The 24,726-nt window shown below is 59.1% G+C and carries 25 protein-coding genes and 1 tRNA gene; 19 read left to right on the top strand and 7 right to left on the bottom strand.

The features are described 5' to 3' along the window. Positions 1 to 93 precede the first annotated feature (93 nt). From ACR0AM_RS10680 to ACR0AM_RS10665, 4 genes are all read left to right on the top strand, one after another. Positions 94 to 2,382: a glycosyl hydrolase family 28-related protein gene (locus tag ACR0AM_RS10680; RefSeq protein WP_480622878.1), complete on the top strand. Its 2,289-nt coding sequence runs from the start codon at positions 94 to 96 to the stop codon at positions 2,380 to 2,382. Positions 2,383 to 2,522: 140 nt separating this feature from the next. Then, the gene (locus ACR0AM_RS10675) at positions 2,523 to 2,849 is read left to right on the top strand and encodes an antibiotic biosynthesis monooxygenase family protein (protein WP_480554169.1); all 327 of its coding nucleotides are present in this window, start codon (positions 2,523 to 2,525) and stop codon (positions 2,847 to 2,849) included. A 64-nt stretch (positions 2,850 to 2,913) separates the two neighbouring features. Then, positions 2,914 to 3,321 carry a universal stress protein gene (locus ACR0AM_RS10670; RefSeq protein WP_480475256.1) on the top strand — a complete coding sequence of 136 codons (408 nt, stop codon included), beginning with the start codon at positions 2,914 to 2,916 and terminating at the stop codon, positions 3,319 to 3,321. A 132-nt stretch (positions 3,322 to 3,453) separates the two neighbouring features. Then, complete coding sequence (locus tag ACR0AM_RS10665) at positions 3,454 to 3,882, top strand: excalibur calcium-binding domain-containing protein (RefSeq protein WP_480612287.1); 429 nt, start codon at positions 3,454 to 3,456, stop codon at positions 3,880 to 3,882. A 15-nt stretch (positions 3,883 to 3,897) separates the two neighbouring features. On the opposite strand, the gene ACR0AM_RS10660 is transcribed toward ACR0AM_RS10665, so the two are convergent. Continuing rightward, the gene (locus tag ACR0AM_RS10660; protein ID WP_480622877.1) at positions 3,898 to 4,605 is read right to left on the bottom strand and encodes an ORF6N domain-containing protein; all 708 of its coding nucleotides are present in this window, start codon (positions 4,603 to 4,605) and stop codon (positions 3,898 to 3,900) included. 111 nt (positions 4,606 to 4,716) lie between these two features. After that, positions 4,717 to 5,508, bottom strand: a complete 792-nt coding sequence (locus tag ACR0AM_RS10655) for a formate/nitrite transporter family protein (RefSeq protein WP_480622876.1) — start codon at positions 5,506 to 5,508, stop codon at positions 4,717 to 4,719. A gap of 256 nt (positions 5,509 to 5,764) precedes the next feature. Here ACR0AM_RS10655 and ACR0AM_RS10650 point away from each other — a divergent pair, with 256 nt between their 5' ends. Both ACR0AM_RS10650 and ACR0AM_RS10645 read left to right on the top strand, forming a co-directional pair. Next, on the top strand, positions 5,765 to 6,055 hold the full coding sequence (locus tag ACR0AM_RS10650; protein WP_209507883.1) for an antibiotic biosynthesis monooxygenase family protein: 291 nt from the start codon (positions 5,765 to 5,767) through the stop codon (positions 6,053 to 6,055). 259 nt (positions 6,056 to 6,314) lie between these two features. Further along, complete coding sequence (locus ACR0AM_RS10645) at positions 6,315 to 7,289, top strand: DUF2971 domain-containing protein (protein ID WP_480622875.1); 975 nt, start codon at positions 6,315 to 6,317, stop codon at positions 7,287 to 7,289. 7 nt (positions 7,290 to 7,296) lie between these two features. On the opposite strand, the gene uvrB is transcribed toward ACR0AM_RS10645, so the two are convergent. Further along, positions 7,297 to 9,483, bottom strand: a complete 2,187-nt coding sequence (gene uvrB, locus ACR0AM_RS10640; RefSeq protein WP_480622874.1) for an excinuclease ABC subunit UvrB — start codon at positions 9,481 to 9,483, stop codon at positions 7,297 to 7,299. 270 nt (positions 9,484 to 9,753) lie between these two features. On the opposite strand from uvrB, the gene ACR0AM_RS10635 reads away from it, so the two are divergent. The 3 genes from ACR0AM_RS10635 to ACR0AM_RS10625 all read left to right on the top strand — a co-directional run bounded on the left by ACR0AM_RS10635 (position 9,754) and on the right by ACR0AM_RS10625 (position 10,640). Continuing rightward, positions 9,754 to 10,065, top strand: coding sequence for an ETC complex I subunit (locus ACR0AM_RS10635; RefSeq protein WP_480622873.1), 312 nt, complete (start codon positions 9,754 to 9,756; stop codon positions 10,063 to 10,065). After that, entirely contained in the window at positions 10,066 to 10,542 is a 477-nt protein-coding gene (locus ACR0AM_RS10630; protein WP_480518577.1) for a GNAT family N-acetyltransferase, read from the top strand. It begins immediately after the preceding gene. A gap of 21 nt (positions 10,543 to 10,563) precedes the next feature. Next, positions 10,564 to 10,640: transfer RNA gene (locus ACR0AM_RS10625), tRNA-Arg, on the top strand. Positions 10,641 to 10,804: 164 nt separating this feature from the next. On the opposite strand, the gene ACR0AM_RS10620 is transcribed toward ACR0AM_RS10625, so the two are convergent. Then, positions 10,805 to 11,074 carry a hypothetical protein gene (locus ACR0AM_RS10620; RefSeq protein WP_480623006.1) on the bottom strand — a complete coding sequence of 90 codons (270 nt, stop codon included), beginning with the start codon at positions 11,072 to 11,074 and terminating at the stop codon, positions 10,805 to 10,807. On the opposite strand from ACR0AM_RS10620, the gene iolG reads away from it, so the two are divergent. From iolG to ACR0AM_RS10575, 9 genes are all read left to right on the top strand, one after another. Continuing rightward, the gene (gene iolG, locus ACR0AM_RS10615; protein WP_480622872.1) at positions 11,027 to 12,040 is read left to right on the top strand and encodes an inositol 2-dehydrogenase; all 1,014 of its coding nucleotides are present in this window, start codon (positions 11,027 to 11,029) and stop codon (positions 12,038 to 12,040) included. The two genes, ACR0AM_RS10620 and iolG, sit on opposite strands and share 48 nt — an antisense overlap. Positions 12,041 to 12,164: 124 nt before the next feature. After that, the gene (locus tag ACR0AM_RS10610; RefSeq protein ID WP_267364100.1) at positions 12,165 to 13,085 is read left to right on the top strand and encodes a sugar ABC transporter substrate-binding protein; all 921 of its coding nucleotides are present in this window, start codon (positions 12,165 to 12,167) and stop codon (positions 13,083 to 13,085) included. A gap of 68 nt (positions 13,086 to 13,153) precedes the next feature. Then, positions 13,154 to 14,260, top strand: a complete 1,107-nt coding sequence (locus ACR0AM_RS10605; RefSeq protein ID WP_480475272.1) for an ABC transporter permease — start codon at positions 13,154 to 13,156, stop codon at positions 14,258 to 14,260. Between the two features lies 1 nt (position 14,261). Further along, positions 14,262 to 15,083: an ATP-binding cassette domain-containing protein gene (locus ACR0AM_RS10600; RefSeq protein WP_480475274.1), complete on the top strand. Its 822-nt coding sequence runs from the start codon at positions 14,262 to 14,264 to the stop codon at positions 15,081 to 15,083. A 151-nt stretch (positions 15,084 to 15,234) separates the two neighbouring features. Then, positions 15,235 to 17,067 (top strand): 3D-(3,5/4)-trihydroxycyclohexane-1,2-dione acylhydrolase (decyclizing), encoded by a 1,833-nt coding sequence (gene iolD / locus ACR0AM_RS10595; RefSeq protein WP_480622871.1) that lies wholly within the window; start codon positions 15,235 to 15,237, stop codon positions 17,065 to 17,067. Then, positions 17,064 to 17,963, top strand: a complete 900-nt coding sequence (gene iolE / locus ACR0AM_RS10590) for a myo-inosose-2 dehydratase (RefSeq protein ID WP_480518582.1) — start codon at positions 17,064 to 17,066, stop codon at positions 17,961 to 17,963. Before iolD ends, iolE begins: the two co-directional genes overlap by 4 nt. 47 nt (positions 17,964 to 18,010) lie before the next feature. Beyond that, positions 18,011 to 19,192, top strand: coding sequence for a phytanoyl-CoA dioxygenase family protein (locus ACR0AM_RS10585; RefSeq protein WP_480622870.1), 1,182 nt, complete (start codon positions 18,011 to 18,013; stop codon positions 19,190 to 19,192). A 48-nt stretch (positions 19,193 to 19,240) separates the two neighbouring features. Then, entirely contained in the window at positions 19,241 to 20,047 is an 807-nt protein-coding gene (gene iolB, locus ACR0AM_RS10580) for a 5-deoxy-glucuronate isomerase (protein ID WP_480554161.1), read from the top strand. After that, complete coding sequence (locus ACR0AM_RS10575; protein WP_480495533.1) at positions 20,044 to 20,802, top strand: SDR family NAD(P)-dependent oxidoreductase; 759 nt, start codon at positions 20,044 to 20,046, stop codon at positions 20,800 to 20,802. The genes iolB and ACR0AM_RS10575 overlap by 4 nt, the downstream gene beginning before the upstream one ends. Before the next feature lie 15 nt (positions 20,803 to 20,817). Here the strand turns inward: ACR0AM_RS10575 and ACR0AM_RS10570 are convergent, their stop codons facing one another. The 3 genes from ACR0AM_RS10570 to iolC are packed head-to-tail and all read right to left on the bottom strand — an operon-like array spanning position 20,818 to position 23,480. Further along, on the bottom strand, positions 20,818 to 21,657 hold the full coding sequence (locus ACR0AM_RS10570) for a class II fructose-bisphosphate aldolase (protein ID WP_480475286.1): 840 nt from the start codon (positions 21,655 to 21,657) through the stop codon (positions 20,818 to 20,820). Further along, complete coding sequence (locus tag ACR0AM_RS10565) at positions 21,654 to 22,490, bottom strand: 5-deoxy-glucuronate isomerase (protein WP_480518593.1); 837 nt, start codon at positions 22,488 to 22,490, stop codon at positions 21,654 to 21,656. Before ACR0AM_RS10565 ends, ACR0AM_RS10570 begins: the two co-directional genes overlap by 4 nt. Before the next feature lie 9 nt (positions 22,491 to 22,499). Beyond that, positions 22,500 to 23,480 (bottom strand): 5-dehydro-2-deoxygluconokinase, encoded by a 981-nt coding sequence (gene iolC / locus ACR0AM_RS10560; protein WP_480622869.1) that lies wholly within the window; start codon positions 23,478 to 23,480, stop codon positions 22,500 to 22,502. Positions 23,481 to 23,591: 111 nt separating this feature from the next. On the opposite strand from iolC, the gene ACR0AM_RS10555 reads away from it, so the two are divergent. After that, positions 23,592 to 24,695, top strand: coding sequence for a Gfo/Idh/MocA family protein (locus tag ACR0AM_RS10555; RefSeq protein ID WP_480622868.1), 1,104 nt, complete (start codon positions 23,592 to 23,594; stop codon positions 24,693 to 24,695). Positions 24,696 to 24,726 lie beyond the last annotated feature (31 nt).

Here is a 24,726-nt window from a genome sequence, read left to right as displayed (position 1 = left end):
TCGATATCCAGACTGTCGCGTTCGGGGCGGACCTGAACACGGGGTTTGAACGCGTCGCCGGATTTGCGCGACGCGATTGGGAAAGGGTTTTCAATGAACAAGGCAATCACCGACGGCATCGTGTTCATGCCGCCTCAATTCGCGAATGGTCTGACGGTTTGGTCTGCGGGGGACGGAACACCCGGATCGCCCACATATGGCGGGTCCGGCACGGGGGTATTTGTTCCGGCGGATGCGGATTTTGCCGGTTGTCTTGAAATCCTGAAGGTCAACACGACGCAGCAATTGCGTTACATGGGGCAGACGCCGATCCTGCCCGGTTGCTATTTGCAGATCAAAGCCCGGGTCAAGGCGATCAGCGGCCCGTTGCCGTCGGTGCGCATTGCAGCCTGGGCCGGTGGCGCGGGTGATGTGCATGTGGCCGGTCTTGTGGAACAGGGGCCTGCCACCCAGCTGTCGGGCTATGGCACGGTTCACGAGATCACCGCGATTGTCGGCACCGGCCAGCGCCCGGGCGTGGACATGCCCTGGGGGCTGGCCGCCCTTTACGGGCATTTCGGCCTGGATATCGAAGGGGCCAACGGCGCGCTGGTGCGTGTCGATGATCTTGAGATCACCGATGTCACCGGGTTTTTTCTGCGCGAGATGATCAGCCTGGTCGATGTGCGCGACTTTGGTGCTGTTGGTGATGGTGTGACGGATGACTCGGTTGCGTTTGAGGCGGCGGATCAGGCGGCCGGTGGCCGCCGGGTCTTTGTTCCGCAAGGCATCTATCACCTTGCGGAAAACACCAGCATCGATGCGGAGATTGAATTCGAAGGCACCGTCACCATGCCGGATGACAAGATGCTGTTGCTGACCAAGGATTTCCATCTGCCCGCATATATTGAGGCGTTCGGAGATGAGGAGCTGGCTTTCAAGAAGGCGTTTCAGGCTCTGCTAAACAATTCGGACCATGACTCGCTGGATCTTGGCGGGCGCAAGATTTCCGTTTCCGCGCCGATCGACATGGCCGCTGCGGTTCCCAACAAGCAAAGCGGCTTTTCCACGCGCCGCGTGATCCGCAACGGGCAGCTCGATGTCAAAAGCGGTACCGCCTGGGACACCGAAACCTTCACCTCTGTCGCTACTTATGACCCCTTGGACAAGACACGCCTGACCAATGTCGCCAATGTGGCCAATATTCCGGTAGGATCGCTGGTTGAAGGCAGTGGTGTCGGGCGTGAGGTTTACGTGCGCTCGAAAAACATAGGTGCCGGTGAGATAACCCTGAGTGCACCCATCTATGACGCCGCCGGTACCCAGACCTTTACCTTTCAGTCGTTCAAATACCTGCTGGATTTCAGCGGTTTCGATACGTTGCGGAAATTCGGCATGGAACAGATCGAGTTTCAGTGCAACAGCCGGTGCAGCGGTATTCGTCTGGCGGCCTCGGGCAGTACGTTTTCGTTGAAAGACTGTTTTATCAGTCGCCCGAAGGATCGGGGCCTGACCTCGACCGCGACGGGGTGCAAGGGGCTGCTGATCGATAATTGCCAGTTCCTGTCCTCAGAAGAAGCGCTTGACGTGACGGACCGGAATTCCATCGGGCTGAACACCAACTCGAACGATGTGAAGCTGCGTCACAATCAGGCGGTGCGGTTCAAGCATTTTGCCGTTCTGGGCGGCGGTACTAATTTGGTTCTGGGCAACCATTTCTTTCAGGGCGACGGCATCCCGCAGGGGGTCCGTACCGCGGGGCTGATCATGATCGGCACCTACAACACTTCGACCATTGCCGAGAACTATGTCGACAACTGCTTTATCGAATGGACCAATGAACGCGATGCGGCACCCACCTATACCAGCGGGTTCTCGTTCAGTTCGATGAGCATCACGGACAATATCTTTTTCTCGAGCGATGCACCGGCCTGGTTCAGCTATATCATCATCCGCCCCTATGGCGCTGGCCATTACCTGAATGGTGTGACGGTGACCGGCAACAAGTTCCGCGCCACCAGCGGTTCGATCGATCGGGCGGAACGGGTCGATACATCTTTTGCCGATCTGGACAATAACAGGCATTCGAACGTAACCTACGAGAACAATACCTATCACGGGATTGCCAAGAGATCATCGAACCCGCTGCGCGTCCGCAGCCAGCAGAACTCGGTCGCGAATGTCTGGTCTGTTTCGGCAAACGGGGAATTGCCATTTGGCGGCAAGGCGCGCGGCTGCGATGGGGTCACTGCCATCGGGTCGCTGACCGGGGTGTTCAACAACCTTGTCTATTCGGCCCCTCATGTTTTGACCGAACAAGGGATCAGTGGCGACAGTCTTATTCTGCGCTGGCCGGATCACCTGAAAGGCGAAGTCTCGGTCACGATGCGCATGGAGCGTTGAAGCAGCGGCTGGCCGCCCATTTCGGGTGGCCAGCCGCCTGACAAACGGGCGCAGAAAAGCGCGGATTGGCGCAGCGGCAAGGAAATAGGCGACGTTTTAATCTGATGTGCTAGGCTTGGGGAAAGAAATGGAGAATCCCGATGCCGAAAATCGCCAAAAACGCCAATGTTCAGACAGTTATCACCACGTTTGAAATGACGCCCGGCACCTGTCAGGACCTTTTGGAGGCGCTGACCGACGCCTATTCCGAGTTCATCTCGAAGCAGCCCGGCTTTGTTTCTGCCGGGCTTCATGTGAATGATGCGCAAACCCGGATTGCCAACTATTCGCAATGGCAACGCCGCGAGGATTTCCTGGCCATGCTGCGGACCGCCGAGATGCGCGACCGCAACCGCAAGATCAACGAGCTGTGCAAGAGCTTTGAGCCGGTCATGTATGACGTTGCAGAGACATTTGGCTCTACCTGACCTGAATCAAAGCCTGCCGTGCATGTCTGTTTCAAAGTAAGCCTGCAAAACGGAGGCGCATGCTATGTATCACAACATTCTCGTTCCGATCTCTTTCGATGCTGAAAGAGACACGTCCGGGCCGTTGAAACTGGCCCGGGTTCTGGCCACGCCGGACGCGCAAGTCACATTGCTGCATGTGGTTGAGCATATTCCAAATTATGCAATCTCGTACATGCCGTCCGAATATCTGACCGAGGCCCGAAAGGCGATTCAGTCAGAGCTTGATACGCTGGCGTCGCAATTGCCGAATGCCACGGGCGTCGTGATCGAAGGGCATTCCGGCCGGACCATTCTGGACTGGGCCGAGGCGCATCACCCGGACCTGATCATCGTGGCCTCGCACCGGCCGGGGATGCAGGATCTGCTGTTGGGGTCAACCGCGTCCCATATCGTGCGCCACGCCCCTTGTGCGGTGCATGTGGTTCGGTGACAGTCGGACATCACTGGCAGTAAGCAAAATTGTGCCTGTGCGGGCGGCGGTTTCGGGCCGGGCCAGATTTTTTGAACCCGGTGGAACTGTGTTGCCTCGGCTTTGCCACATATTGCCCTTATGGGTCTGGGCATGTTGTTCAAGAAACCAACGCAGGAAGCACCTGACCTGAACCCGCGCTCGGCCAAACGACACCAGCGCGCCGAGGCGGCGCGGCGGCAGGCGCTGTCCCCGCTGAGGATACTGGTCATGGTTCTGCTGCTGCCGCTGACGACCGCGCTGATTGCCACGGGCGTCTTTCTGCGCACCTCGGGCTATGAGCGGGACGAGGCGGTGATCCACCTGATCGCGCTGGCGGGATGTGATGCGACACAGGCCATGGGGATCGGGCCGTTCCGCGCAGGACAGCCGGGATATCATGAGCGCAACGACCCGGATGGTGACGGGGTGGCCTGCGGGTATGCCGAGCTGGAGCTGCCGCGCGCGACCACCGTGCAGGCGCAAGACCAGCCGAAGCCGCGCGAACGGTCGGTGGGAAGCGCCAAGTTCGTGCGCCCCTGAATTCGGGGGAAGGGTCTAGCCTTTCATCGCCTGTAGCAGTTCCAACAACCCTTTGCGGTCGTCGTCACTGGCATAATCGCCGGTGGCCAGCCGTTCGGCGATTCGCAGGCGCAGGCGTTCCTGTTGGGTGCGGACCTCTTCCCCGGCGGTTTCGGCCAGCGTCTTCATGATCACCGCCACGGCCTGTTGGCGTTTGGTGGTGGGGTTGGCGATGTAATCGACAAGGCTCTGCTGCCCGGAATCGAGGATGTTTTCAGCCAGTTCACGCAGTTGGTCGCCATTGGGCAGCAGCGGGGCGGGAGTCTGTTCGGGGGGCAGGATTTCCGGCAGGTTGCGTGGAGTTTCGGCCAGGGCGTTCGCGCCATCGACAAAGGCTTCGGTGATCATCCGCGTGATCTTGATCGCGCGCGGGTCCTTGAACAGAGCCGAGGCGATGGCCACGCCGTAATCGGTATAGACCCACGGATTGACCCGCCGCCCGCCGCGGCCTTTGGGTTTTGAGATCACATTCTGTGATTGCAAATCAGCGACCTCGGCATCGGTCAGCTGAAAGCGGTAGCCCTCGAACAGGTCGGTGTTGCGCGACACCGCCTGATTAAACGCACTGACGGATTTTCCGTAGAACTGCGCCAGATCCTCGGCCAGCACCACGCGGGTGCCGCGCACCCTGTGAATGGCACTTTGGACCTCATGCGCGCTGGGCAGGTTTTTCGGGTTCGTCATGGCAGCCGTTTGGAATCACAATTTGTGATTTCAAACGTGGAGGAGGGTGGAGCGGGGTGCAAGTTTGAAATGCCGGGGTTTGCCGCGTCCCCGACCGGAGGTTCGGCGTGTTCATTGGGGTATCTTGCGCAGATAGGCAAAGCGATAGGCAAGCGCGACGCCGCCTGCGCCGCCGAAAATATTGCCGATCGTGACCCAGAACAGGTTGCCGATGGCCGCGCCAAAACCGAGGTCGGCACCGGCAAGCGCGCCTTGCGGCAGCAGGTACATATTGGCGACGGAATGCTCGAGCCCCAAGAGGACAAACGCCGCTATGGGCCAGAGTACCGCCATGACCTTGCCCACCACCGATCTGGCCGCGAAGCTCAGCCAGACAGCAAGGCAGACCAGCGCGTTGCACAGAACGCCGCGCGTAAAGGCTTGGGTGGCCGAGAGGTCGGCCTTGCCATTTGCGATTGCTGATGCGGTGGCCCCCATGGGCCCGTCCAGCAAACCGGTTGCAGCGAAGGCCAGAGCCAGCGCGATAGACCCGACCAAATTCCCGAGATACACGAGGCCCCAGTTGCGCAGCAGGGCGCGCGGCGAGATTTTCCGGTCCACCGCCGCGATAGTCATCAGGGCATTTCCGGTGAACAGCTCGGCCCCGCCGACGACCACAAGGATCAGGCCCAGCGAGAACACGACCCCACCCAGAAACCGGGCTGGTCCGAATCCGGTGTCAACGCCGGTCATGACCATGGTATAGGCGGCCCCGCCGAAGCCGATGAACACGCCCGCGAGTATCGCCAGAGTCAGCGTCTGGCCGACCGTGAGATGTGCCTTGGCAACACCGGCGGTTTCAACCAGCTCGGCGATCTGGGCGGGTTTGTAGGCGTCAATTCCGGTTGGGTTCTGTGTTTGCATGGGACCCACTTTGCCGACGCATTCGCGTTTCGACATTGATTGGGATCAAGCATCCATCGGTGCAAAAACAACCGCACTGGGGGCGAGGCTGCAACCCTGAAGGGACAGCCGCCCGGATGCAGTGCGGTGTATGGTTGAAAATCGGCGCAAATCGCCGGTATCAATGCGAGATTTCGGACCGTCGTGCTAGGGTACGCGCGGCGGGGCCGTTCCGGCCGTGTTACATGGCAATTTTGCCAGACGACGGAGGAAAGTGATGTTTGCACGAATTACCCAATACAAAATGAAGCCCGGTACGCGCGAGGCGGCGACGGCGAAGATGAATGAATTGAAATCCGACATCATGGGTATGCCCGGCATGCACAGTTTTACCAATGTGATGAACGAGGATGGTTCGGGCTATGTGATTTCGGTGGTCGAAAGCGAGGCGACCTCGAACGCGAATGCTCCCAAAGTGGCCGAGCTGTGGGGCCATTTCGCCGAATTCATGGAAGGCCCGCCGACGCCGGTTGGGTACGACGTGATTGCCCATTGGGATAAGGGGTAACGGTTCGGGCGGGGGTTCCCGCCCTTTCTTTTAGTTGGAGAGAACAGCGATTTGGACCTCATGCGGTCTGGCCAGGGTGTTCGGGTTCGTCATGGCAACCGCTTGGAAACACAATTTGTGATTTCAAACGTGGAGGAGTGCGCACTGGGCTGCAAGGGTGGAGTGCCGTGGAAGACGCAACATGATACAACTAACGCTTGCAAATGAGCGCGAACGTGGACAGGTTTCGAAGACCAATTAACCAATACGAAGTAGATTAGTGTCAGACCAACACGCAGATCCGATCCAGCAGTTTGTTCAGTTTCTATACTCGGACTTACCCGCCGAAAATGAATTTGAAACGACGCGACCAAAGCTGGCACATTATTCCTCGCTTTTTGTGCTTGAGAGCATGTTGAAGAATGATGAGCTCTGGCTTTCTAACCCTTTAGTAATGAACGACTATGAAGAAGTTGCATTTGGGATCAACGCGTCACTGCGAGCGATATATCAGCATGAAAGGCTGCTAAACTCACTACAAACAAAGCAGAGATGTGATCTTTTTCTAGCAAGTTTTCAATCTTGCTATGACGAATATGGAACGAGTGAGATAGCCGAATTGTACGTTGGTTGTTTCTCGCAATACGATGATCGTGAGCCCAACGGAAAACTGTCGATGTGGAGAGCCTATGGCGCTGATGGTGGGGGAGCTGCGATTGTTTTAGACACTGCGAAGCTGACGAGTGTTCCACAGCGTGGCCTTGTCTTGGCAAAGGTAGTCTACGGCACTGCGCAAGAGCGGTTAGCTTGGATTGACAGGCTATTCAGTTCTGTCGCGGAGTTCTTGAGAAAAGTCGAATTTGATGATGCTGCGGTCCCTACTCTTGCCAAAGAAGTGTTTAAGAGGATTGTGTTGGCCTCGATCTTTTCAAAGGACGTCGGGTTTCGAGAAGAACAAGAGTGGCGCCTTGCATATTTGAAAGACCGCGATCCAGACTCTCAATTTGAGAAGATGAAGAGCTACTCCATTTCAGACCGTGGAATCGAGCCTCGCCTGAAGCTGAATATGGGAGAGCTTAGCAGCATCTTTGGCATGGACTATTCCTATGAAAATTTAGCTGACGCGGTAATTCTTGGCCCAACGGCCAGTACGCCAATTTCTGTGATGGCGACCCGCAAGATGCTGCAAGAATTTAAGAAAACGACATTGGCGAAGAAAGTGCGGGGAGCGAACATTCCGTATCGTCGGCAGTAAAGAATTCCTACCGCTTCCTTCTCTTTACATTCCCACCCCGCTGCCCCGGCCGTCCAGCCGTTGACCGCCCACGCGATTTCACCGCATCCTCAGACGCTTTCTCGACCGCCCATTGGCGGGCCATAGGGTCGTCGGCGATGGCCAGATCGACCGCTTCCAGGCGTTTGATTTCATCGCGGATGTTGGCGGCCTCTTCAAACTCCAGGTTCTCGGCGGCTTTGCGCATCTGGTCGCGCAGCCCGTTCAGATGCGCCTCGAGGTTGGCGCCGTGCATCGGCTTGTCGATGGTGGCGGTGACGCGGTTCATGTCCACGTCGCCCGCATACAGCCCGGCCAGAACATCCTCGACATTCTTTTTCACGGTCGCGGGCGTGATGCCGTGTTCCACGTTATAGGCCATCTGCTTGGCGCGGCGGCGGTCGGTTTCGGCCAGCGCGCGTTCCATCGAACCGGTGATCTTTTCGGCATACATGATCACCCGGCCATCGGCGTTGCGCGCGGCGCGGCCGATGGTCTGAACCAGCGAGGTCTCGGACCGCAGAAAGCCTTCCTTGTCGGCGTCCAGAATGGCGACCAGCCCGCATTCGGGAATGTCGAGCCCTTCACGCAGCAGGTTGATGCCGACCAGCACGTCGAACGCGCCCAGACGCAGGTCGCGCAGAATCTCGATGCGTTCCAGCGTGTCGATATCGGAATGCATATAGCGCACCTTGATGCCCTGTTCGTGCAGGTATTCGGTCAGATCCTCGGCCATGCGTTTCGTCAGCGTTGTGACCAGCGTGCGATAGCCATCGGCGGCGACCTTGCGCACCTCGTCCAGCAGGTCGTCGACCTGCATCGACACGGGGCGGATTTCGACCTGCGGGTCCAGCAGGCCGGTGGGGCGGATCACCTGTTCGGTGAAGACGCCGCCGGTCTGGTCGAGCTCCCACGCGGCGGGGGTGGCCGAGACGAAGACGGATTGCGGGCGCATGGCATCCCATTCCTCGAACTTCAAAGGCCGGTTGTCCATGCAGGACGGCAGGCGGAACCCGTGTTCGGCCAGCGTGAACTTGCGCCGATAGTCGCCCCGGTACATGCCGCCGATCTGCGGCACGCTGACATGGGATTCGTCGGCAAAGACGATGGCGTTGTCGGGGATGAATTCGAACAGGGTCGGGGGCGGCTCGCCCGGTGCGCGACCGGTCAGATAGCGCGAATAGTTCTCGATCCCGTTACAGACGCCGGTGGCCTCGAGCATTTCCAGATCGAAATTGGTGCGCTGTTCCAGCCGCTGCGCCTCGAGCAGTTTGCCTTCGCCGACCAGCTGGTCGAGGCGCATCCGCAGTTCTTTTTTGATCCCGATGATCGCCTGCTGCATCGTCGGTTTTGGCGTCACGTAGTGGGAGTTTGCATAGACCCGGATATGGTCCATCGTGTCGGTCTTTTCGCCGGTCAGCGGGTCGAATTCGGTGACCTGTTCCAATTCCTCGCCGAAGAAGGACAGTTTCCAGGCGCGGTCCTCAAGGTGGGCGGGCCAGATTTCCAGACTGTCGCCCCGCACCCGGAACGAGCCGCGCTGAAACCCCTGATCGTTGCGGCGGTATTGCTGGGCCACCAGATCGGCCATCACCTGCCGCTGGTCGTATTCGTGACCGACCTTCAGATCCTGCGTCATCGCCCCGTAGGTTTCGACCGAACCGATACCGTAGATGCACGACACCGAGGCGACGATGATCACGTCATCGCGTTCCAGCAGCGCCCGCGTGGCCGAGTGGCGCATCCGGTCGATCTGTTCGTTGATCTGCGATTCTTTTTCTATGTAGGTGTCAGAGCGTGGCACATAAGCTTCGGGTTGGTAATAGTCGTAGTAGGACACGAAATATTCCACCGAGTTTTCGGGGAAGAAGCCCTTGAATTCACCGTATAGCTGCGCGGCGAGCGTTTTGTTGGGGGCCAGGATGATGGCGGGGCGCTGGGTTTCCTCGATCACCTTGGCCATGGTGAAGGTTTTGCCCGTTCCGGTCGCGCCCAGCAGCACCTGATCGCGTTCCCCGTCCAGCACGCCGCCCGCCAATTCCTTGATCGCCGTGGGTTGATCGCCTGCCGGATTGAATTCGGTATGCATCACGAATTGCCTGCCGCCTTCCAGTTTCAGGCGCGCGCGCACGTCTTCGGCGGTCAGTTGGGTCTTGTCGGAATGGGCGTAAGGCATTGGCAGGCTCCGGGCGTCAGGCCCTTACATTTGTTCTTATTTTGTCCAACTGCAAGGGCCGATCCGAATTCATTGCGCGCAATGCGGTCTGAGACTGTGCGAGGGGTGAGATGGTGTAATGTTCTTGCGTTTGTTTGGCGCGATCCTATCCCAGCCTGATGACAGTTTCTGGCATGAGTTCGCGGGCGAGGGCCGCGACAATTGCAATCTTGCCCCCGGGCGCGCTCTGACGCATAAACGGGCTCAGCCAAGTGAGTACGGAGAGGCGACATGCGCGCACGGATCTACCAGCCCGCAAGAAATGCGATGACCTCGGGGATGGCCAAGACCCGCAAATGGGTTCTGGAATACGCCCCGGCCTCGGCGCGCGGGGTTGATCCGCTGATGGGCTGGACGTCGTCCAGCGACACGCAGGCTCAGGTGCGCCTGAAGTTCGACACGAGGGAAGAGGCGCTGGATTATGCCAAGGCCCACGGTATCGATGCGCAGGTCAGCGAGCCGCACAAGCGCAAACCCAATCTGCGTGCGCGGGGCTATGGCGAGAATTTCGCAACCGACCGGCGTGCCCCCTGGACTCACTGAATGATCGAAATCCGCGAGGCTGACCCGACATCGGACGTATTACGCCCGATTGTCGAGGCGCATTTTGCCCATGGCGAAACTGCGGGACCTGCGGAAAGCAACCACACGATGGACGCCGAAGCACTGGCTGGCCCGGGGGTGCGATTCTGGGCCATTTTTGACGGACAGCAGCCATTGGGATGCGGTGCGCTGAAAGCGCTGCCCGATGGAACCGCCGAAGTGAAATCGGTGCATATTCTGGCGCAGGCAAGAGGGCGCGGGCTGGCGCACGTGCTGATGACGCATCTGGCTGAACAGGCTGGCGCAGAGGGGTGCGAGGCTTTGGTTCTTGAGACCGGGGCAAGCCATCTTCGCGAATATGATGCCGCCCGCAAGCTGTATGAGTCGCTGGGCTATTCCTATTGCGGGCCTATCTTTGGGTATGTTGACGATCCCAACAGCGCATTCATGCGCTTGCCTCTTGAACCCCGCGGGTAAAAACCGCAAGAAGGGCGCAGCGGTCCCTTAGCTCAACTGGATAGAGCAGCTGACTTCTAATCAGCAGGTTGAGGGTTCGAGTCCTTCAGGGATCGCCATTGTCAAACCAGATCAATACCGGACATGCGCCTGCTTTGGTCGGCGCGATGTGATCTTGTGGCTGTTTGGTGTGGTATGAGGGGCTGGACGAGGGGGTCATGCCAGCCCCTCTAAGGGGTCACAGAGTGGTAGTATGTGTTCCTTAAGTACAATCTAACGTGATTCACCGGGCGGCGATATTGGGGGATTCCCGTAGGCTGGCATTTGCGCGGAAAATGCGTGTCGGGCGGGGTAATCCTGTTGAGATCAGACCGGGTTTTTGCGCGGCATTCACGGTGAGGGTGCGGGATAGGCTGGCAAAACCGGCGGCGATGCAAAAAAAATATTGCAACCGGTTGCAAAGAAAATCATTGTTACGCACAACAACAAGATTCGGGAGAGCTGCATGTTGAGGGTCGGATTGCTGGGTGCCGGGCGTATTGGGCGTGTTCATGCGCAGGCCATATCTTCCCATCCGGGGAGCAGGTTGTGTGCGGTATCCGATGCGCTACCCGAGGCGGCAGCCAGCCTGGCGGATGAATATGGGGCCGAGGCACGCAGTTCAGAAGAAATAATCGCTGATCCCGAGATTGACGCGGTTCTGATTGCAACGCCGACGGATACGCATTCCGACCTGATCGAGGCGGCCACGGGCGCTGGCAAAGCCGTTCTGTGCGAAAAGCCCGTCGATCTGAGCCTTCAGAGGGCACAGGATTGTCTGAAAGCGGTCGCGGGGCGTGGCAAACCTGTCATGATCGGGTTTAACCGGCGGTTCGATCCTAATTTTGCAGCTTTGAAGGCCGGTTTGGACGCAGGTGAAATCGGCAAGGCCGAACTGTTGTCGATCACGTCATTTGACCCGGCCCCGCCACCGGTCAGCTATGTAAAAGTGTCCGGTGGACTGTTTCGGGACATGATGATCCACGATTTCGACATGGCGAACTTTCTGATGGGGGATGTGCCCCAGACCGTCACGGCGGTGGGATCGTCGGTTGTGGATGCAGAGATCGGCGCGGCAGGCGATGTGGATACAGCTGTGGTCACAATGACTTACGCAGACGGCCGGATTGGGGTCATCAAGAACTCGCGCCGGGCGGCCTATGGCTATGATCAGCGGGTCGAGGTGCTGGGTTCGGAAGGGTTGTTGCAGGCGCATAACATGCTGGAAAACACCGTCGTGAAATCGACGGCAGATGGCGTTGTGGGCGCAAAGCCGACTTATTTCTTTCTGGAACGCTACATGCCGGCCTATCGCGTGGAATGGGCCGCATTTGTTGATGCCGTCAGCGGCGGTTCCAACGTTCCCGTCACGTTGCAGGATGGTGTGGCGGCGCTGGCGATGGCCGAGGCCGCGACCCTGTCAGCGAAGACGGGAAAGCCCGTCCGGATGGAGGAAATTTTGAAACCGGTTGCAAAATGACCAAAATTCTTCAAACTAACAACAGCTCGGCCCTGCGCCGCAGCCACTGAGATTCGGCACAGCCGGATGATTGGGGCCGGTACCCCAACAGAAGATCAGACTGAACCAATGGGAGGAAACTGAAATGAAGAAATTCGTTAAAGGTGCACTTGCCGCGGGGGCACTGGCCCTGGCTACGCCCGCTCTTGCGCAGGACATCGTGGTCGTATCGCATGGCCAGGCCAATGACGCATTCTGGAACGTCGTGAAGAACGGTGTTGAACAGGCTGGCAAGGATGTCGGTGTGAATGTGGAATACCGCGCGCCGGAAACCTTCGACATGGTGGCCATGTCGCAGCTGATCGACGCAGCGGTGAACCAGGAACCTGATGGCCTGATCGTTTCGATCCCGGATGCGGATGCGCTTGGCCCGTCAATCGAACGTGCCGTTGCCGCTGGAATCCCGGTGATCTCGATCAACTCGGGATCGGATGTGTCGAAACAGCTGGGTGCGTTGCTGCACGTGGGTCAGGACGAGTTTGACGCCGGGAAAGCTGCGGGTGAACAACTGGCTTCGATGGGGGGCAAAACCGCGATCTGTGTGAACCACGAAGTGGGCAACGTTGCGCTGGACCTGCGTTGCGCAGGTTTCGCGGAAGGCTTTGGCGGTAATGTCGAAGTTCTGCCGACCTCGAACGATCCGTCGGAAATCGAGTCGAAGGTCTCGGCTGCTCTGGCTGCAAACGAAGCCGTCGATACGGTTATGGCGCTGGGTGCAAGCTCGGCCGGTGAGCCGACTGTTGCCGCTGTCAAAGCGTCGGGCCGTGATGTGAACGTTGCATCCTTCGACCTGTCGGCCAACTTCCTGCAATCGATTGCGGATGGCGACGCGGCCTTTGCCATTGACCAGCAGCAGTATCTGCAAGGGTACCTGTCGGTGAACTTCATGGGCCTGCACGCCAAATACGGCCTGATGCCCGGTGGCAACGTTCCTTCGGGTCCGAACCTGATCACTCAGGACAAGGCCGCGCAGGTGATCGAGCTGTCCGCGCAGGGCATCCGCTGATCCATACCGCAACCTGAACTAAACGGGGCGGCGCGGTGGCGCCGCTCCCACCCAAGTGGGAGGAAACGATGAGTGACTCAGCGCAAATCGCCGGGGACGAAAGGGTCAAGAAAGAACCTTTCATGACCAAGCTCATGAAACGGCCCGAACTCGGTGCGATGGCCGGTGTCGTTCTGGTGGTCATCTTCTTTGCCATCACAGCAGACGATTCGATGTTTACCCTGGCCGGGGTCATGAATTTCATGACACCTGCGGCACAGCTGGGTATTCTGGCAATCGGCGCAGCGCTTTTGATGATCGGTGGTGAGTTTGATCTGTCCATCGGATCGATGGTGGCGTTTGCGGGCCTGTTCTTCGGCGTCTGCGTGGTGACATGGCATCTGCCACTGATCATTGCGATCCCCATGACATTTGTATTCGCGGCATTCGTCGGAGCAGTGAACGGCAATATCGTCATAAGATCTGGCCTGCCGTCCTTTATCGTGACGCTGGCTTTCCTGTTCATTCTGCGTGGCTTGTCCCTTGTTGGCCTCAAAGCGGCGACCGGAGGGTCGACCCAGTTGCGCGGTGTGCGTGACGTGGTTGAAAACGACTGGCTGGCGCCGTTCTTTTCGGGTGAAGCCTTTGGCAGCCTGTTTGCCTGGCTGGCGGCCAACGGCATGATCGACACCTTCAAAAGCGGAGCACCCAAGGTGCCCGGCGTTCCGGTCGAAATCCTGTGGTTCATTGTGCTGGCATTGGCCGCCACCTATGTGTTGCTGCGAACCCCGGCGGGGAACTGGATTTTCGCGGCGGGCGGTGACAGCACTGCGGCATCGAATTCCGGTGTTCCCGTGAGCAAGATCAAGGTGTCTCTGTTCATGCTGACTGCCTGTTGCGCTGCACTGGTGGCCATCATTACGGTGATCGACGCGGGCTCGACCGACGCACGGCGTGGTTTCCAGAAAGAATTCGAGGCGATCATCGCTGCCGTGATCGGGGGCTGTCTGCTGACGGGCGGATATGGCTCGGCCATCGGGGCGTTCTTTGGTTCGATCATCTTTGGCATGGTTGTCATCGGACTGACCTATACGGATTTCGATCAGGACTGGTTCCAGGTGTTCCTGGGCGCGATGCTGCTGATTGCCGTTCTGTTCAACAACGCGATCCGCAAACGCGTAACCGGGGAGCGCTGATATGACCGAAGATACCAAGTTCCACCATGGCGATGCGGCAGGCGATCAGGCCCCCATCGTGGAAATGAAGGATATCGAGAAGCACTTTGGCAACATCATCGCATTGGCGGGCGTCAGTTTTGACGTCAAGCCGGGTGAATGCCACTGCCTGCTGGGCGATAACGGCGCGGGCAAGTCGACCTTCATCAAGACCATGTCCGGGGTACATAAACCCACCAAGGGCGAGATCTTTTTCGAGGGCAAACCGCTGCATTTTGACACTCCGCGGGATGCGATGGAGGCAGGCATTGCGACCGTGTTCCAGGACCTTGCGATGATCCCGCTGATGAGCGTCACGCGCAACTTTTTCATGGGGCGCGAGCCGACCAAGGGTAAAGGTCTGCTGAAGCGGTTCGATGTTGAACACGCGAATGAGGTCTGCATGGAAGAGATGCGCAAGATGGGCATCAACCTGCGCGGGCCGGATCAGGCTGTTGGCACCCTGTCTGGGGGGGAACGGCAGACCGTTGCCATTGCCCGCGCCGTGTATTTTGGTGCCAAGATCCTGATCTTGGACGAGCCGACCTCGGCCCTTGGTGTGCGCCAGACTTCGAACGTTCTGGCCACCATCGACAAGGTGCGCAGTCAGGGCGTCGGCGTGGTTTTCATCAGCCACAACGTGCGTCACGCGCTGGCGGTGGGTGACAGGTTCACCGTTTTGAACCGGGGCAAGACGCTGGGCACAGCAACGCGTGGCGAGATCACGCCAGAGCAGTTGCAGGACCTGATGGCAGGCGGTCAGGAAATGGCCGAGCTAGAAGGATCGCTGGGCGGTACGGTTTAAAGTACAGAACTTGGATGCCCCAATGGGGCATCCATCGGGCGGTGGCACGTGACGCCCCACTTTTTTCAGGCTTTGATACAAAAGCTGGCACTTTCGCAAATGAGAAAACCCGTAGGTCGCCAAAGGCGGAGCTGAGTTGAAAGGGATCATGATGAGCAAGACAGTCCGACTGACCGCGGCGCAGGCTCTGGTGCGCTATCTGGGCGCGCAGATGAACGAGGACGGAGAGCCCTTTATCGCAGGTGTCTGGGCGATCTTCGGCCATGGCAACGTGGCCGGTCTGGGCGAGGCGCTGCACGGTGCGAAAGACAGCCTGCCCACCTATCGCGGTCATAATGAGCAGACCATGGCGCATTGCGCGATTGCCTATACCAAGCAGTTGGGGCGCAGGCGGGCGATGGCGGTCACTTCGTCCATCGGGCCGGGGGCCACCAACATGGTCACCGCTGCTGCTCTGGCCCATGTGAACCGCCTGCCGGTTTTGTTGCTGCCCGGTGACGTGTTCGCCACGCGTGGTCCCGACCCGGTTTTGCAGCAACCCGAAGTGTTCTCGGACGGAACCATCAGCGCGAATGACTGTTTCAGACCGGTCAGCCGCTATTTCGACCGCATCACCCGGCCGGAGCACCTGTTGACGGCGCTGCCGCGCGCCTTCCGCACGATGACGGACCCGGCGGATTGCGGTCCGGTGACGCTGGCCTTTTGTCAGGATGTGCAGGCCGAGGCTTATGACTATCCCGAAAGCTTTTTTGAGCCGCGCGTCTGGTATCAGCGCCGAATTCGTCCGGATGAGGGTGAACTGACACGGGCCGTGGCCGCGATTAAGGCAGCCAAGCGCCCTGTAATCGTGGCCGGGGGCGGTGTGCATTATTCGGACGCGACCGCCGCTTTGCAGCGCTTTGCCGAGGCGCACAATGTGCCGGTGGCCGAGACGCAGGCAGGTAAATCCGCGCTGGCCTGGGATCATCCGCTGAACCTTGGTCCGATTGGCGTCACCGGCGGTGAGCCTGCCAACGATATCTGCGCCGAGGCGGATCTTGTGCTGGGCGTCGGCACCCGGTTTCAGGATTTCACAACCGGGTCATGGGGATTGTTCGCGAACCCCGAGCGGGAATTGATCAGCCTGAACACCGCCGCCTATGACGCGGCAAAGCACGGCGCGATGCCGCTGCAGGCTGACGCCCACGTTGGACTGGGTGAACTGAGCGACGCGTTGGGCGGTTACCGCGCGCCTGATATGCCTGCAACGCTGAAGTCGGAATGGTTTGCCAAGGTCGACGCATTGACCGACGCGCCCGCAGACACCAATGCGCTGCCCACGGATATGCAGGTGATTGGTGCCGTGCAGCGGGTGGCCAATGAAAACACCGTTGCCATGTGTGCCGCGGGCACGATGCCGGGTGAGTTGCACAAGCTGTGGAAGGCACCGCGCTCCGGTGCCTATCATATGGAATATGGCTTCAGCTGCATGGGGTATGAGATCGCCGGTGCGATGGGCATCAAGATGGCCCAGCCCGACCGCGACGTGATCTGCTTTACCGGCGACGGTACTTACATGATGGCGAACTCGGAAATGGCGACGGCGGCGATGATGGGGATTTCGTTCACCGTTGTGGTCACCGACAATCGCGGCTTTGGCTGCATCAACCGTTTGCAGATGGGAACCGGCGGGGCCGAGTTTAACAACCTGCTGGATCACGCAATCGGCGGCGAAAATTCGGTGATCGACTTTGCCAAACATGCCGAAGCAATGGGGGCGACCGCGCTCAAGGTCAGCTCGATCACCGAGCTTGAGGAGGCACTGGCGAAGCGAAGTGACATCAAAGGCCCCTATGTGGTGGTGATCGACACCGATCCCTACCCATCGACCGAATATGGCGGAACGTGGTGGGAAGTGGCGGTGCCCGAGGTCAGCATCCGTCCGGAAGTAAACGAAAAACGTGCGGCCTATGAGGTCGCCATCAAGGAAAGAAACACGAAATGAGCGTGAAGATCGGTATCTCTCCGATTGCCTGGCAGAATGACGATCTGCCGGACCTGACCGCAGCCTACACGATGGAGCAGGCGCTGAAAGAAGCGCGCGAGATCGGCTATACCGGTGTTGAACGGGGCCAGCGGATGCCCGGCGACACCGAAGGGTTGCGCGCCTATCTGGACGCAAACGACATCGCGCTGTGTGGCGGTTGGTGTTCGGGCAGTACTCTGGTCAATGACCTTGAGGCCGAGATCGCCATCGTGCGCGAGCAGGTGGAACAATTTGTTGCGCTGAACAGCCCCTGCATTGTTTACGCCGAGTGTTCAAATACCGTTCAGGGGCAGATCGGAACACCGGTCAATGACCGCCCGAAGCTGTCCAAAGACGAGGTTCTGGCCTATGCGGGCAAGCTGACCGAGCTTGCCAAATGGATGGCAGATCAGGGTATGCCGGTGGCCTATCACCATCATATGGGCACGATCATCGAAAGCGAAGAGGATGTGAACTGGCTGATGCAAGGTTCAGGCCCCGAGCTGAAGCTGTGTTTCGATACGGGTCACTTGCTGTTTGGCGGTGGCGACGTGATGGCCACGCTGAACCGTTGGGGCGACCGGGTGCATCACGTGCATTTCAAGGACATCCGCCCAGACATCGTGCAGGACACGCGCGAGAACAATCGCAGCTTTCTGGATGCCGTAATTGCCGGCGCATTCACCGTGCCGGGTGATGGCTGCATCGACTTTCAGGCCGTAGCCAACGCGTTGAAAGCAATGGATTACAGCGGCTGGATCGTGGTCGAGGCAGAGCAGGACCCCGCCAAGGCGCCGCCCTATGAGTACTCCAAATTGGGCTATGACCACATCGTCGAGGTTTGCGGCAAGGCAGGGTTGGAGATCACCGTTTAATCACCGCCCCTCGGGGCAACACCGAAGCCATGAAAGAGGAGTTTGTCATGGTACATCAAGACCTTGGATATGTCGGCTATTTTGACCGGGAATCCTGTGATCTGGATGAATTCAAGGTGTTGACCTCGCAAAACCTGACAGCCGGTGCGGTTCCTCATGCCGCATCGGTGCAAAAGAACGTTCCGATCTATGATATGCATGCGCTGCGCCCGGCGCTGGAGAAGGCAGATCAAAGAAAAGCGCTGCTGGCGGAATGGGCAGGCGTGTTGGACAAATCTGCGGGTGTGATCGTTCTAAAAGGCGCATTTGCGGATACGTCCGTGATCGACCGGGCGACGGCTGTGTTCCAGCAGATCATCGTGGAAGAACGTCAGGGCGGGGCCGGAGAAGGCGACCACTTCGCGGCCTCGGGCGCGAATGACCGCATATGGAACGCATTGCAGAAACAGTGCTTGCGCGACCCCGAGGGCTTTGCACTCTATTTCGGGAATGTGGCCATTGCAGCGGCTTGCGAGGCGTGGCTGGGGCCGAACTATCAAATGACCGCGCAAATCAATCAGGTGCGCCCCGGCGGCAAGGCACAGCAGGCGCATCGGGATTACCATCTGGGCTTTCAAACCGCCGACAGCGCCGCCCGGTATCCGGCCCATGCCCATCTGGTGACGGCCTCGCTGACCTTGCAAGGCGCGGTTGCGCATTGTGACATGCCCGTGGAAAGCGGCCCAACCAAACTGTTGCCGTTTTCGCAGCTTTACGCGCCGGGATATCTGGCCTTTCACGATGCGGCACACCGGGCGTTTTTTGAAGAGAACTACATTCAGTTGCCCCTTGCGAAGGGGGATGCGGTGTTCTTCAACCCGGCGCTGTTCCACGCTGCCGGGGAAAACAGCAGTACGGATATTCAGCGGATGGCGAACCTGTTGCAGGTCTCATCCGCTTTTGGCCGCGCGATGGAGATGGTTGACCGGCAGTCCATGTCGCAGGCGGTGTTTCCGTCGCTGGTCGCCCTGAAACAACGGGGGGCGCTGAGTGCGGCAGAGCTGAATGCCGCTATTGCCGCAACGGCTGAGGGCTATCCGTTCCCGACCAATCTGGACACCGACCCGCCGATTGGTGGCAACGCGCCCGAAAGCCAGGCCGACATATTGCACAGGGCCGTATCGGAAGGGTGGGCCGAGGCTCAGCTGTCTGCCGCGCTTTTGGCCCTGCAAGCACGGCAAGCGGCCTGAGGGCGATACAGGCGGGCCGTTTAGGCCCGTCCAATAAGGAGAACAAGAATGGCAGATCTGCTGAAGAAGCCTATTGGAACCCGTGGCAAGGTACATGACATCACCCCGGACAGTGCCGGATGGCGATATGTGGGTTTTGGGCTCTATCATCTGCAAGCAGGCGACAGGGCGGCCGAGGCGACAGGAGACCGCGAAGTCATTCTGGTGATGGTCGAAGGAAAGGCGCGGATCACCGGGGCTGGGCAGGACTGGGGCGTGTTGGGCGGTCGGATGAACGTGTTCGAAAAGACACCGCCGCATAGCCTGTATCTGCCCAACGGAACCGAGTGGGAGGCTGTGGCGGAAACCGATTGTGTTGTGGCGGTCTGCTCGGCCCCGGGCAAGGGCGGCCACAAAGCGCGCCGGATTGGGCCGGATGGCATCACCCTGACCGAACGCGGCAAGGGCGTGAATACGCGATATATCAACAATATCGCGATGGAGAACGAGGATTATGCCGACAGTCTGCTGGTGACCGAGGTCTTTACGCCCAATGGGCACTGGTCCTCTTACCCCAGTCATCGACATGATGAGGATGATTTTCCCCGCATCACCTATCTGGAAGAGACGTATTATCACCGCCTCAACCCGGCCAACGGGTTCGGAATTCAGCGGGTCTATACCGATGATGGCCAGTTGGATGAGACGATGGCTGTCTCCGATGGCGATGTTGTGACTGTTCCGCGCGGCCATCACCCTTGTGGCGCGCCCTATGGGTTTGAGATGTATTACCTGAACGTCATGGCGGGCCCCCTGCGCAAATGGCGGTTTGCCCTGGCCCCCGAGGTCGAATGGATCATGGAGCGTGACGGATGAGCCAAGACTTCGCCAATTACCCAAGCCTTGCGGGCAAAACGGTTGTCATCACCGGCGGGGCCGGGGGAATTGGTGCGAAAACCGTTCGCGCCTTTGCCGCGCAAGGGGCGAAGGTCGGGTTTCTGGATATCAATGCGGATGCGGGCCATGCTCTGCTGGCGGACCTGGACGGTGAACACGCCTTTGCGCAATGTGACCTGCGCGATATTGAAGGGATGCGGGCCGCGCTGGAGCAACTGGTCGAGGAGTTGGGCGAGGCGGATGTGCTGGTCAACAACGCCGCCCAGGATGACCGCCACGACTGGCGCAAGGTGACGCCGGACTATTGGGATGAGCGGATGGCGACCAATATCCGCCATATGTTCTTTGCCATTCAGGCTGTGGCCCCGGGTATGATCGCCAAGGGCGCAGGTTCGATCGTCAATATCGGATCGAATTCGTGGTGGGAGGCCGGGGCAGGTTTTCCGGCCTATGCCACCGCCAAATCGGCGGTGCATGGCCTGACCCGCACCATGGCGCGCGAATTGGGCGATCACCGCATTCGTGTGAACACGGTGGTGCCGGGCTGGATCATGACCGAGCGCCAGAAGAACCTCTGGGTCACGCCCGAGGCGCTGGCCAAACAGGTCGACCGCCAATGCCTGCCCGATCCGATTGAGCCTGTCTATGTCGCGCGCATGGTGCTGTTTCTGGCCTCGGACGACGCCGCCATGTGCAGCGCGGGCAACTTCATGGTCGAGGGGGGTTCGATCTGAGGACGAAAGCGCGCGTCAACGTTGCGGCGGCGCGCCAAAGGTACGGATGACCATCCGCGCGGCGGCTTCGACCGGATCGTGGGTTTCTTTCAGGATGGTCACGCGGTCAAATCGTTCGGGATCGCGATTGACAGCGTCTCGCAGGGCATTGCCGAAGGCCATGCGCAGCTCGGTTCCGATGTTGAATTTGCAGATCGAGGTTTCGCGGGACAGCTTCATGCGCTGATCTACCGGCACGCCCGACCCGCCATGAATAACCAGAGGCACTGTGGTCATGGCGTCGATCTCGGCAATGCGGGCTTCGTCCAGACCGCCTTCCTTGTTTTGTTGCAGGTGGACGTTGCCGACCGATATCGCCATCGCATCCACACCGCTTTCACGTGCGAACTGGGCGGCTTCTGCCGGGTCGGTGCCGTTTGATCCTTCACCGCCGGAATAGCCGACAAAGCCAATCTCGCCTTCGCAGGAAATCCCTGCCGCATGGGCCATCTCGGCAATTGCGGCGGTTTCATCGATGTTTTGCCGCAGGGGCTTGCGCGACCCGTCGAACATCAGGGACGTAAAACCGCTGTCGAGCGCGATCTTGCAGTCTTCGAACGTATAGCCGTGATCCAGATGCGCAACGACCGGAACCGAAGCGTTTTCGGCAAGATGCCGGAACATCTTGCCCAGTACAGGCAGCGGAGTGTGGTCGCGGCAGCTGGGACCGGCTTGCAGGATCACGGGCGCATTCTCGGCCTCGGCCGCGGCCACATAGGCGCGCATATCTTCCCAGCCGAGTGTGACTAGCCCGCCTACGGCATAGCCCTGTTCATAAGCAGGTTGCAGGACGTCTTTCAGCGTGACGAGGGTCATTTGAATTTCGCAATCATGTCTTTGATGCCGGGAATGGTTTCGATCTGATAGGCATGTGTGGGCTGGAAATACTGCACCAGAGAACGCTGGGTCAGGCCGCCGAGAATGGTGAAATAATACATCTCGTACCCCGGCAAAACGCAGCAGGGGTGATAGCCCTTGTCGATGCAAACGGTCGATCCATCCACGATGTGATAGGCGTCACCCGGCTGGTTATCTTCGCGCTGCAACATCTGAAGGCCCGAGCCCCAGTTGGGCTTGAACCGGAAATTATAGGTCTCATCGTGGCGGGTTTCGTCCGGCAGGCGGTTGGTGTCATGCTTGTGGCTGGGAAAGCCCGACCAGCCGCCCTGACCGACGGTGAACAGCTCGCTCACCAATAGGCGGCCGACCTTGTCGTGGTGCTTTTGGCCAAGGATGTGTTTGATTTTGCGGTGAGTTTTGGTGTCGTCGCTGCCATATTGCACAAGGTCGTGTTCGCGCACATCGAACGGGTCCAGCACCTTGTCATATTTCGCACCGGCAATGAACACTTCGGTCGCGTCAGAAAGGCAGACCATCTGCACCTTTGCGCCGACGGGTACGTAGACGCCCTCGGGCTCGCCATCCCAGACATCTTCGCCCCGGTTGCCCAGCCTGGGGAAGGAAACGCCTTCGACATCCACATCGACGCTGCCGGTTGCAGGGACGATGCAGGTCTCGTAGCCCGGCACCCGGTATTCGAACGCCTCGCCTTTTTTCAGTTTGACGATGTTGAAATAGTTCAGCGGAACGGTCGGATCGCCGGCGTCAACGATGGGCTTGTTCTGATTGTCATGGGGCGCGATATGCATGGGATACTCCTATGTGGTCAGACCGGAGTGAGAGGCGAGGAACGCGTTCAGTTCGGGGGTCGTGGGCATAGCGGGGGCGCAGCCGGGTTTGGATACGACAATGGATGCGCAGGCAGAACCGCGCATCACCGAGTCTTTCAGCGCGTGCCCCGCCGCGATCGAAGCCAGAAGCCCTGCCATGAAACTGTCACCGGCCCCGACGGGCTTGATAGCGTCCACTGGGTAGATCCCGGTTTTGATTTCCTGCCCATCCGCCAGCGTCACGGCGCCTTTTTCGCCCATCTTGTAAATGACGACCCGGCCCGGTTTTTTGGCGAGGTCCTGTGCCTTGGCAAAGCCCTTTTCCAGACCTCCGGCCATGAAGCCGAACTCTTCATCATTGCCGACAATCAGGTCACTGGCTTCGCCCGCACGGGACAGAACGTCAGCGGCAATTTCCGGCGAAGGCCAGCTGTAGGGGCGGTAATCAACATCGAAAATGATCGGAAGACCAGCTTTGCGCGCATTTTCAAACCCTCGGAACGTGGCGCTGCGCGAGGGTTCGGATGCAAAGACGGTGCCAGCCGAAATCAAGGCCGAGAAGGATGAGTAATCAACCCTGTCCACATCCGCGTCAGTAACCTGAAAATCGACCGCTCCGTTGCGGTAGATGACATTCTGAAAGTTCTCGGTCCGGCTTTCATACAGGGCCAGAGAGGTGCGATACTCGCCCCCCAACACGCGGATATAAGAGGTATCTACCCCGTAATGTTGCAACCGGTTGAGGCAGAACCGACCAATTGCATCGTCCGAGATGGAGGTGATCAAGGATGCCTGGCTGCCCAGCTTGACCAGACCGGCACAGATATTCGCGGACGAGCCGCCAAGATCGGCATGGAACGTATCGGCCTCTTCGCTTTTGACACCGACCGGGTCTGCGTAAAGGTCCATACCCGCACGCCCCAGAACGGCAAAGCGATTTCCTTTGATACCGTCTATCAAAGCGCTCACGTCATGTCCTCCGGCAAAGTGGGTGGGCAAAGTTTGGACCTTGCGTTGAATCGATTCACACGATACTGATTTTGCAACCGGTTGCAAACACAATGTGCGAGGCCATGGCAGATGCCTGAAATCGGAGTGGGAATCGTGGGTGGCGGTTATATGGGCAAGGCCCATTCCGTCGCGATGTCGGCCGTCGGAGCGGTGTTCAACACGGCGTTGCGCCCCCGGCTTGAGGTCATCTGCGCGTCGAGCCCGGACAGTGCCGAACGCTACCGGGCGGCCTATGGATTTCAGCGGGCAACCGATGACTGGCGCATGTTGGTTGAAGACCCCAAGGCCGAGGCAATCGTGATCGCCTCGCCTCAGTCAACACATCGTCAGATTGCCGAAGCGGCTTTTGCCTTGGGCAAACCGGTCTTGTGCGAGAAACCACTGGGCGCATCGCTTGAAGACAGTCGGGCGATGGTTGCCGCGGCTGAGGCTTCGGGGGCGGTGAACATGGTGGGGTTCAACTATATCCGCACACCCGCCAGCCAATATGCCCGCCAGTTGATTACCGATGGCGCGATTGGTGACATCACGTGGTTCCGGGGCGAACATACCGAGGATTTCTATGCAGATCCGCAGGCCCCGGCCACCTGGCGCACGACCGGTATGGCCAACGGCACAATCGGCGATCTTGCCCCGCATATGGTCAACGGCGCATTGGCCTTGGTCGGGCCCATTGCGCAGGTGATGGCCGATGTTGAGACCGTTCACAAAACCCGCCCCGGTGGTGCGGTAACAAATGACGACCATGCCCAGATGATGTGCCGGTTCGAAAACGGGGTCATGGGAAGCTTGTATTTCAGCCGCGTCGCGACGGGGCGGAAAATGGGCTATGCCTATGAAATATCAGGTACAAAAGGCGCGCTCCGGTTCGATCAGGAGGACCAGAATGCGCTGTGGCTGTACAAGCGCGAAGGGCCCGAAGCCGCGCGCGGGTTCACCAAGATCCTGACTGGCCCAGCGCACCCGGATTATGAGCCCTTCTGTCAGGGTCCGGGTCACGGAACCGGCTATCAGGACCAGATCATCATCGAGGCCAAGGACTTTTTACAGGCCATCCATACCGGCGAGGCGATCTGGCCCACGTTCCGCGACGGGCATGAGGTCAATCGTGTGCTGGCCGCTGCGCTGACCTCGTCCGATCAGCGGCAGTGGCAGGACATTAGCGATTTCTGATCGCTCTACGTGACAATTCCAATGAGAGACA

The sequence above is a fragment of the Ruegeria sp. AD9 genome (assembly GCF_056542305.1).
This window is presented reverse-complemented; position numbering and strand designations above follow the sequence as displayed.

Coding starts and splice junctions, on each gene's coding strand:
- ACR0AM_RS10680 (WP_480622878.1), top strand. CDS start 94: ATGAACAAGGCAATCACCGACGGCATCGTGTTCATGCCGCCTCAATTC.
- ACR0AM_RS10675 (WP_480554169.1), top strand. CDS start 2,523: ATGCCGAAAATCGCCAAAAACGCCAATGTTCAGACAGTTATCACCACG.
- ACR0AM_RS10670 (WP_480475256.1), top strand. CDS start 2,914: ATGTATCACAACATTCTCGTTCCGATCTCTTTCGATGCTGAAAGAGAC.
- ACR0AM_RS10665 (WP_480612287.1), top strand. CDS start 3,454: ATGTTGTTCAAGAAACCAACGCAGGAAGCACCTGACCTGAACCCGCGC.
- ACR0AM_RS10660 (WP_480622877.1), bottom strand. CDS start 4,605: ATGACGAACCCGAAAAACCTGCCCAGCGCGCATGAGGTCCAAAGTGCC.
- ACR0AM_RS10655 (WP_480622876.1), bottom strand. CDS start 5,508: ATGCAAACACAGAACCCAACCGGAATTGACGCCTACAAACCCGCCCAG.
- ACR0AM_RS10650 (WP_209507883.1), top strand. CDS start 5,765: ATGTTTGCACGAATTACCCAATACAAAATGAAGCCCGGTACGCGCGAG.
- uvrB (WP_480622874.1), bottom strand. CDS start 9,483: ATGCCTTACGCCCATTCCGACAAGACCCAACTGACCGCCGAAGACGTG.
- ACR0AM_RS10635 (WP_480622873.1), top strand. CDS start 9,754: ATGCGCGCACGGATCTACCAGCCCGCAAGAAATGCGATGACCTCGGGG.
- ACR0AM_RS10630 (WP_480518577.1), top strand. CDS start 10,066: ATGATCGAAATCCGCGAGGCTGACCCGACATCGGACGTATTACGCCCG.
- iolG (WP_480622872.1), top strand. CDS start 11,027: ATGTTGAGGGTCGGATTGCTGGGTGCCGGGCGTATTGGGCGTGTTCAT.
- ACR0AM_RS10620 (WP_480623006.1), bottom strand. CDS start 11,074: ATGAACACGCCCAATACGCCCGGCACCCAGCAATCCGACCCTCAACAT.
- ACR0AM_RS10610 (WP_267364100.1), top strand. CDS start 12,165: ATGAAGAAATTCGTTAAAGGTGCACTTGCCGCGGGGGCACTGGCCCTG.
- ACR0AM_RS10605 (WP_480475272.1), top strand. CDS start 13,154: ATGAGTGACTCAGCGCAAATCGCCGGGGACGAAAGGGTCAAGAAAGAA.
- ACR0AM_RS10600 (WP_480475274.1), top strand. CDS start 14,262: ATGACCGAAGATACCAAGTTCCACCATGGCGATGCGGCAGGCGATCAG.
- iolD (WP_480622871.1), top strand. CDS start 15,235: ATGAGCAAGACAGTCCGACTGACCGCGGCGCAGGCTCTGGTGCGCTAT.
- iolE (WP_480518582.1), top strand. CDS start 17,064: ATGAGCGTGAAGATCGGTATCTCTCCGATTGCCTGGCAGAATGACGAT.
- ACR0AM_RS10585 (WP_480622870.1), top strand. CDS start 18,011: ATGGTACATCAAGACCTTGGATATGTCGGCTATTTTGACCGGGAATCC.
- iolB (WP_480554161.1), top strand. CDS start 19,241: ATGGCAGATCTGCTGAAGAAGCCTATTGGAACCCGTGGCAAGGTACAT.
- ACR0AM_RS10575 (WP_480495533.1), top strand. CDS start 20,044: ATGAGCCAAGACTTCGCCAATTACCCAAGCCTTGCGGGCAAAACGGTT.
- ACR0AM_RS10570 (WP_480475286.1), bottom strand. CDS start 21,657: ATGACCCTCGTCACGCTGAAAGACGTCCTGCAACCTGCTTATGAACAG.
- ACR0AM_RS10565 (WP_480518593.1), bottom strand. CDS start 22,490: ATGCATATCGCGCCCCATGACAATCAGAACAAGCCCATCGTTGACGCC.
- ACR0AM_RS10555 (WP_480622868.1), top strand. CDS start 23,592: ATGCCTGAAATCGGAGTGGGAATCGTGGGTGGCGGTTATATGGGCAAG.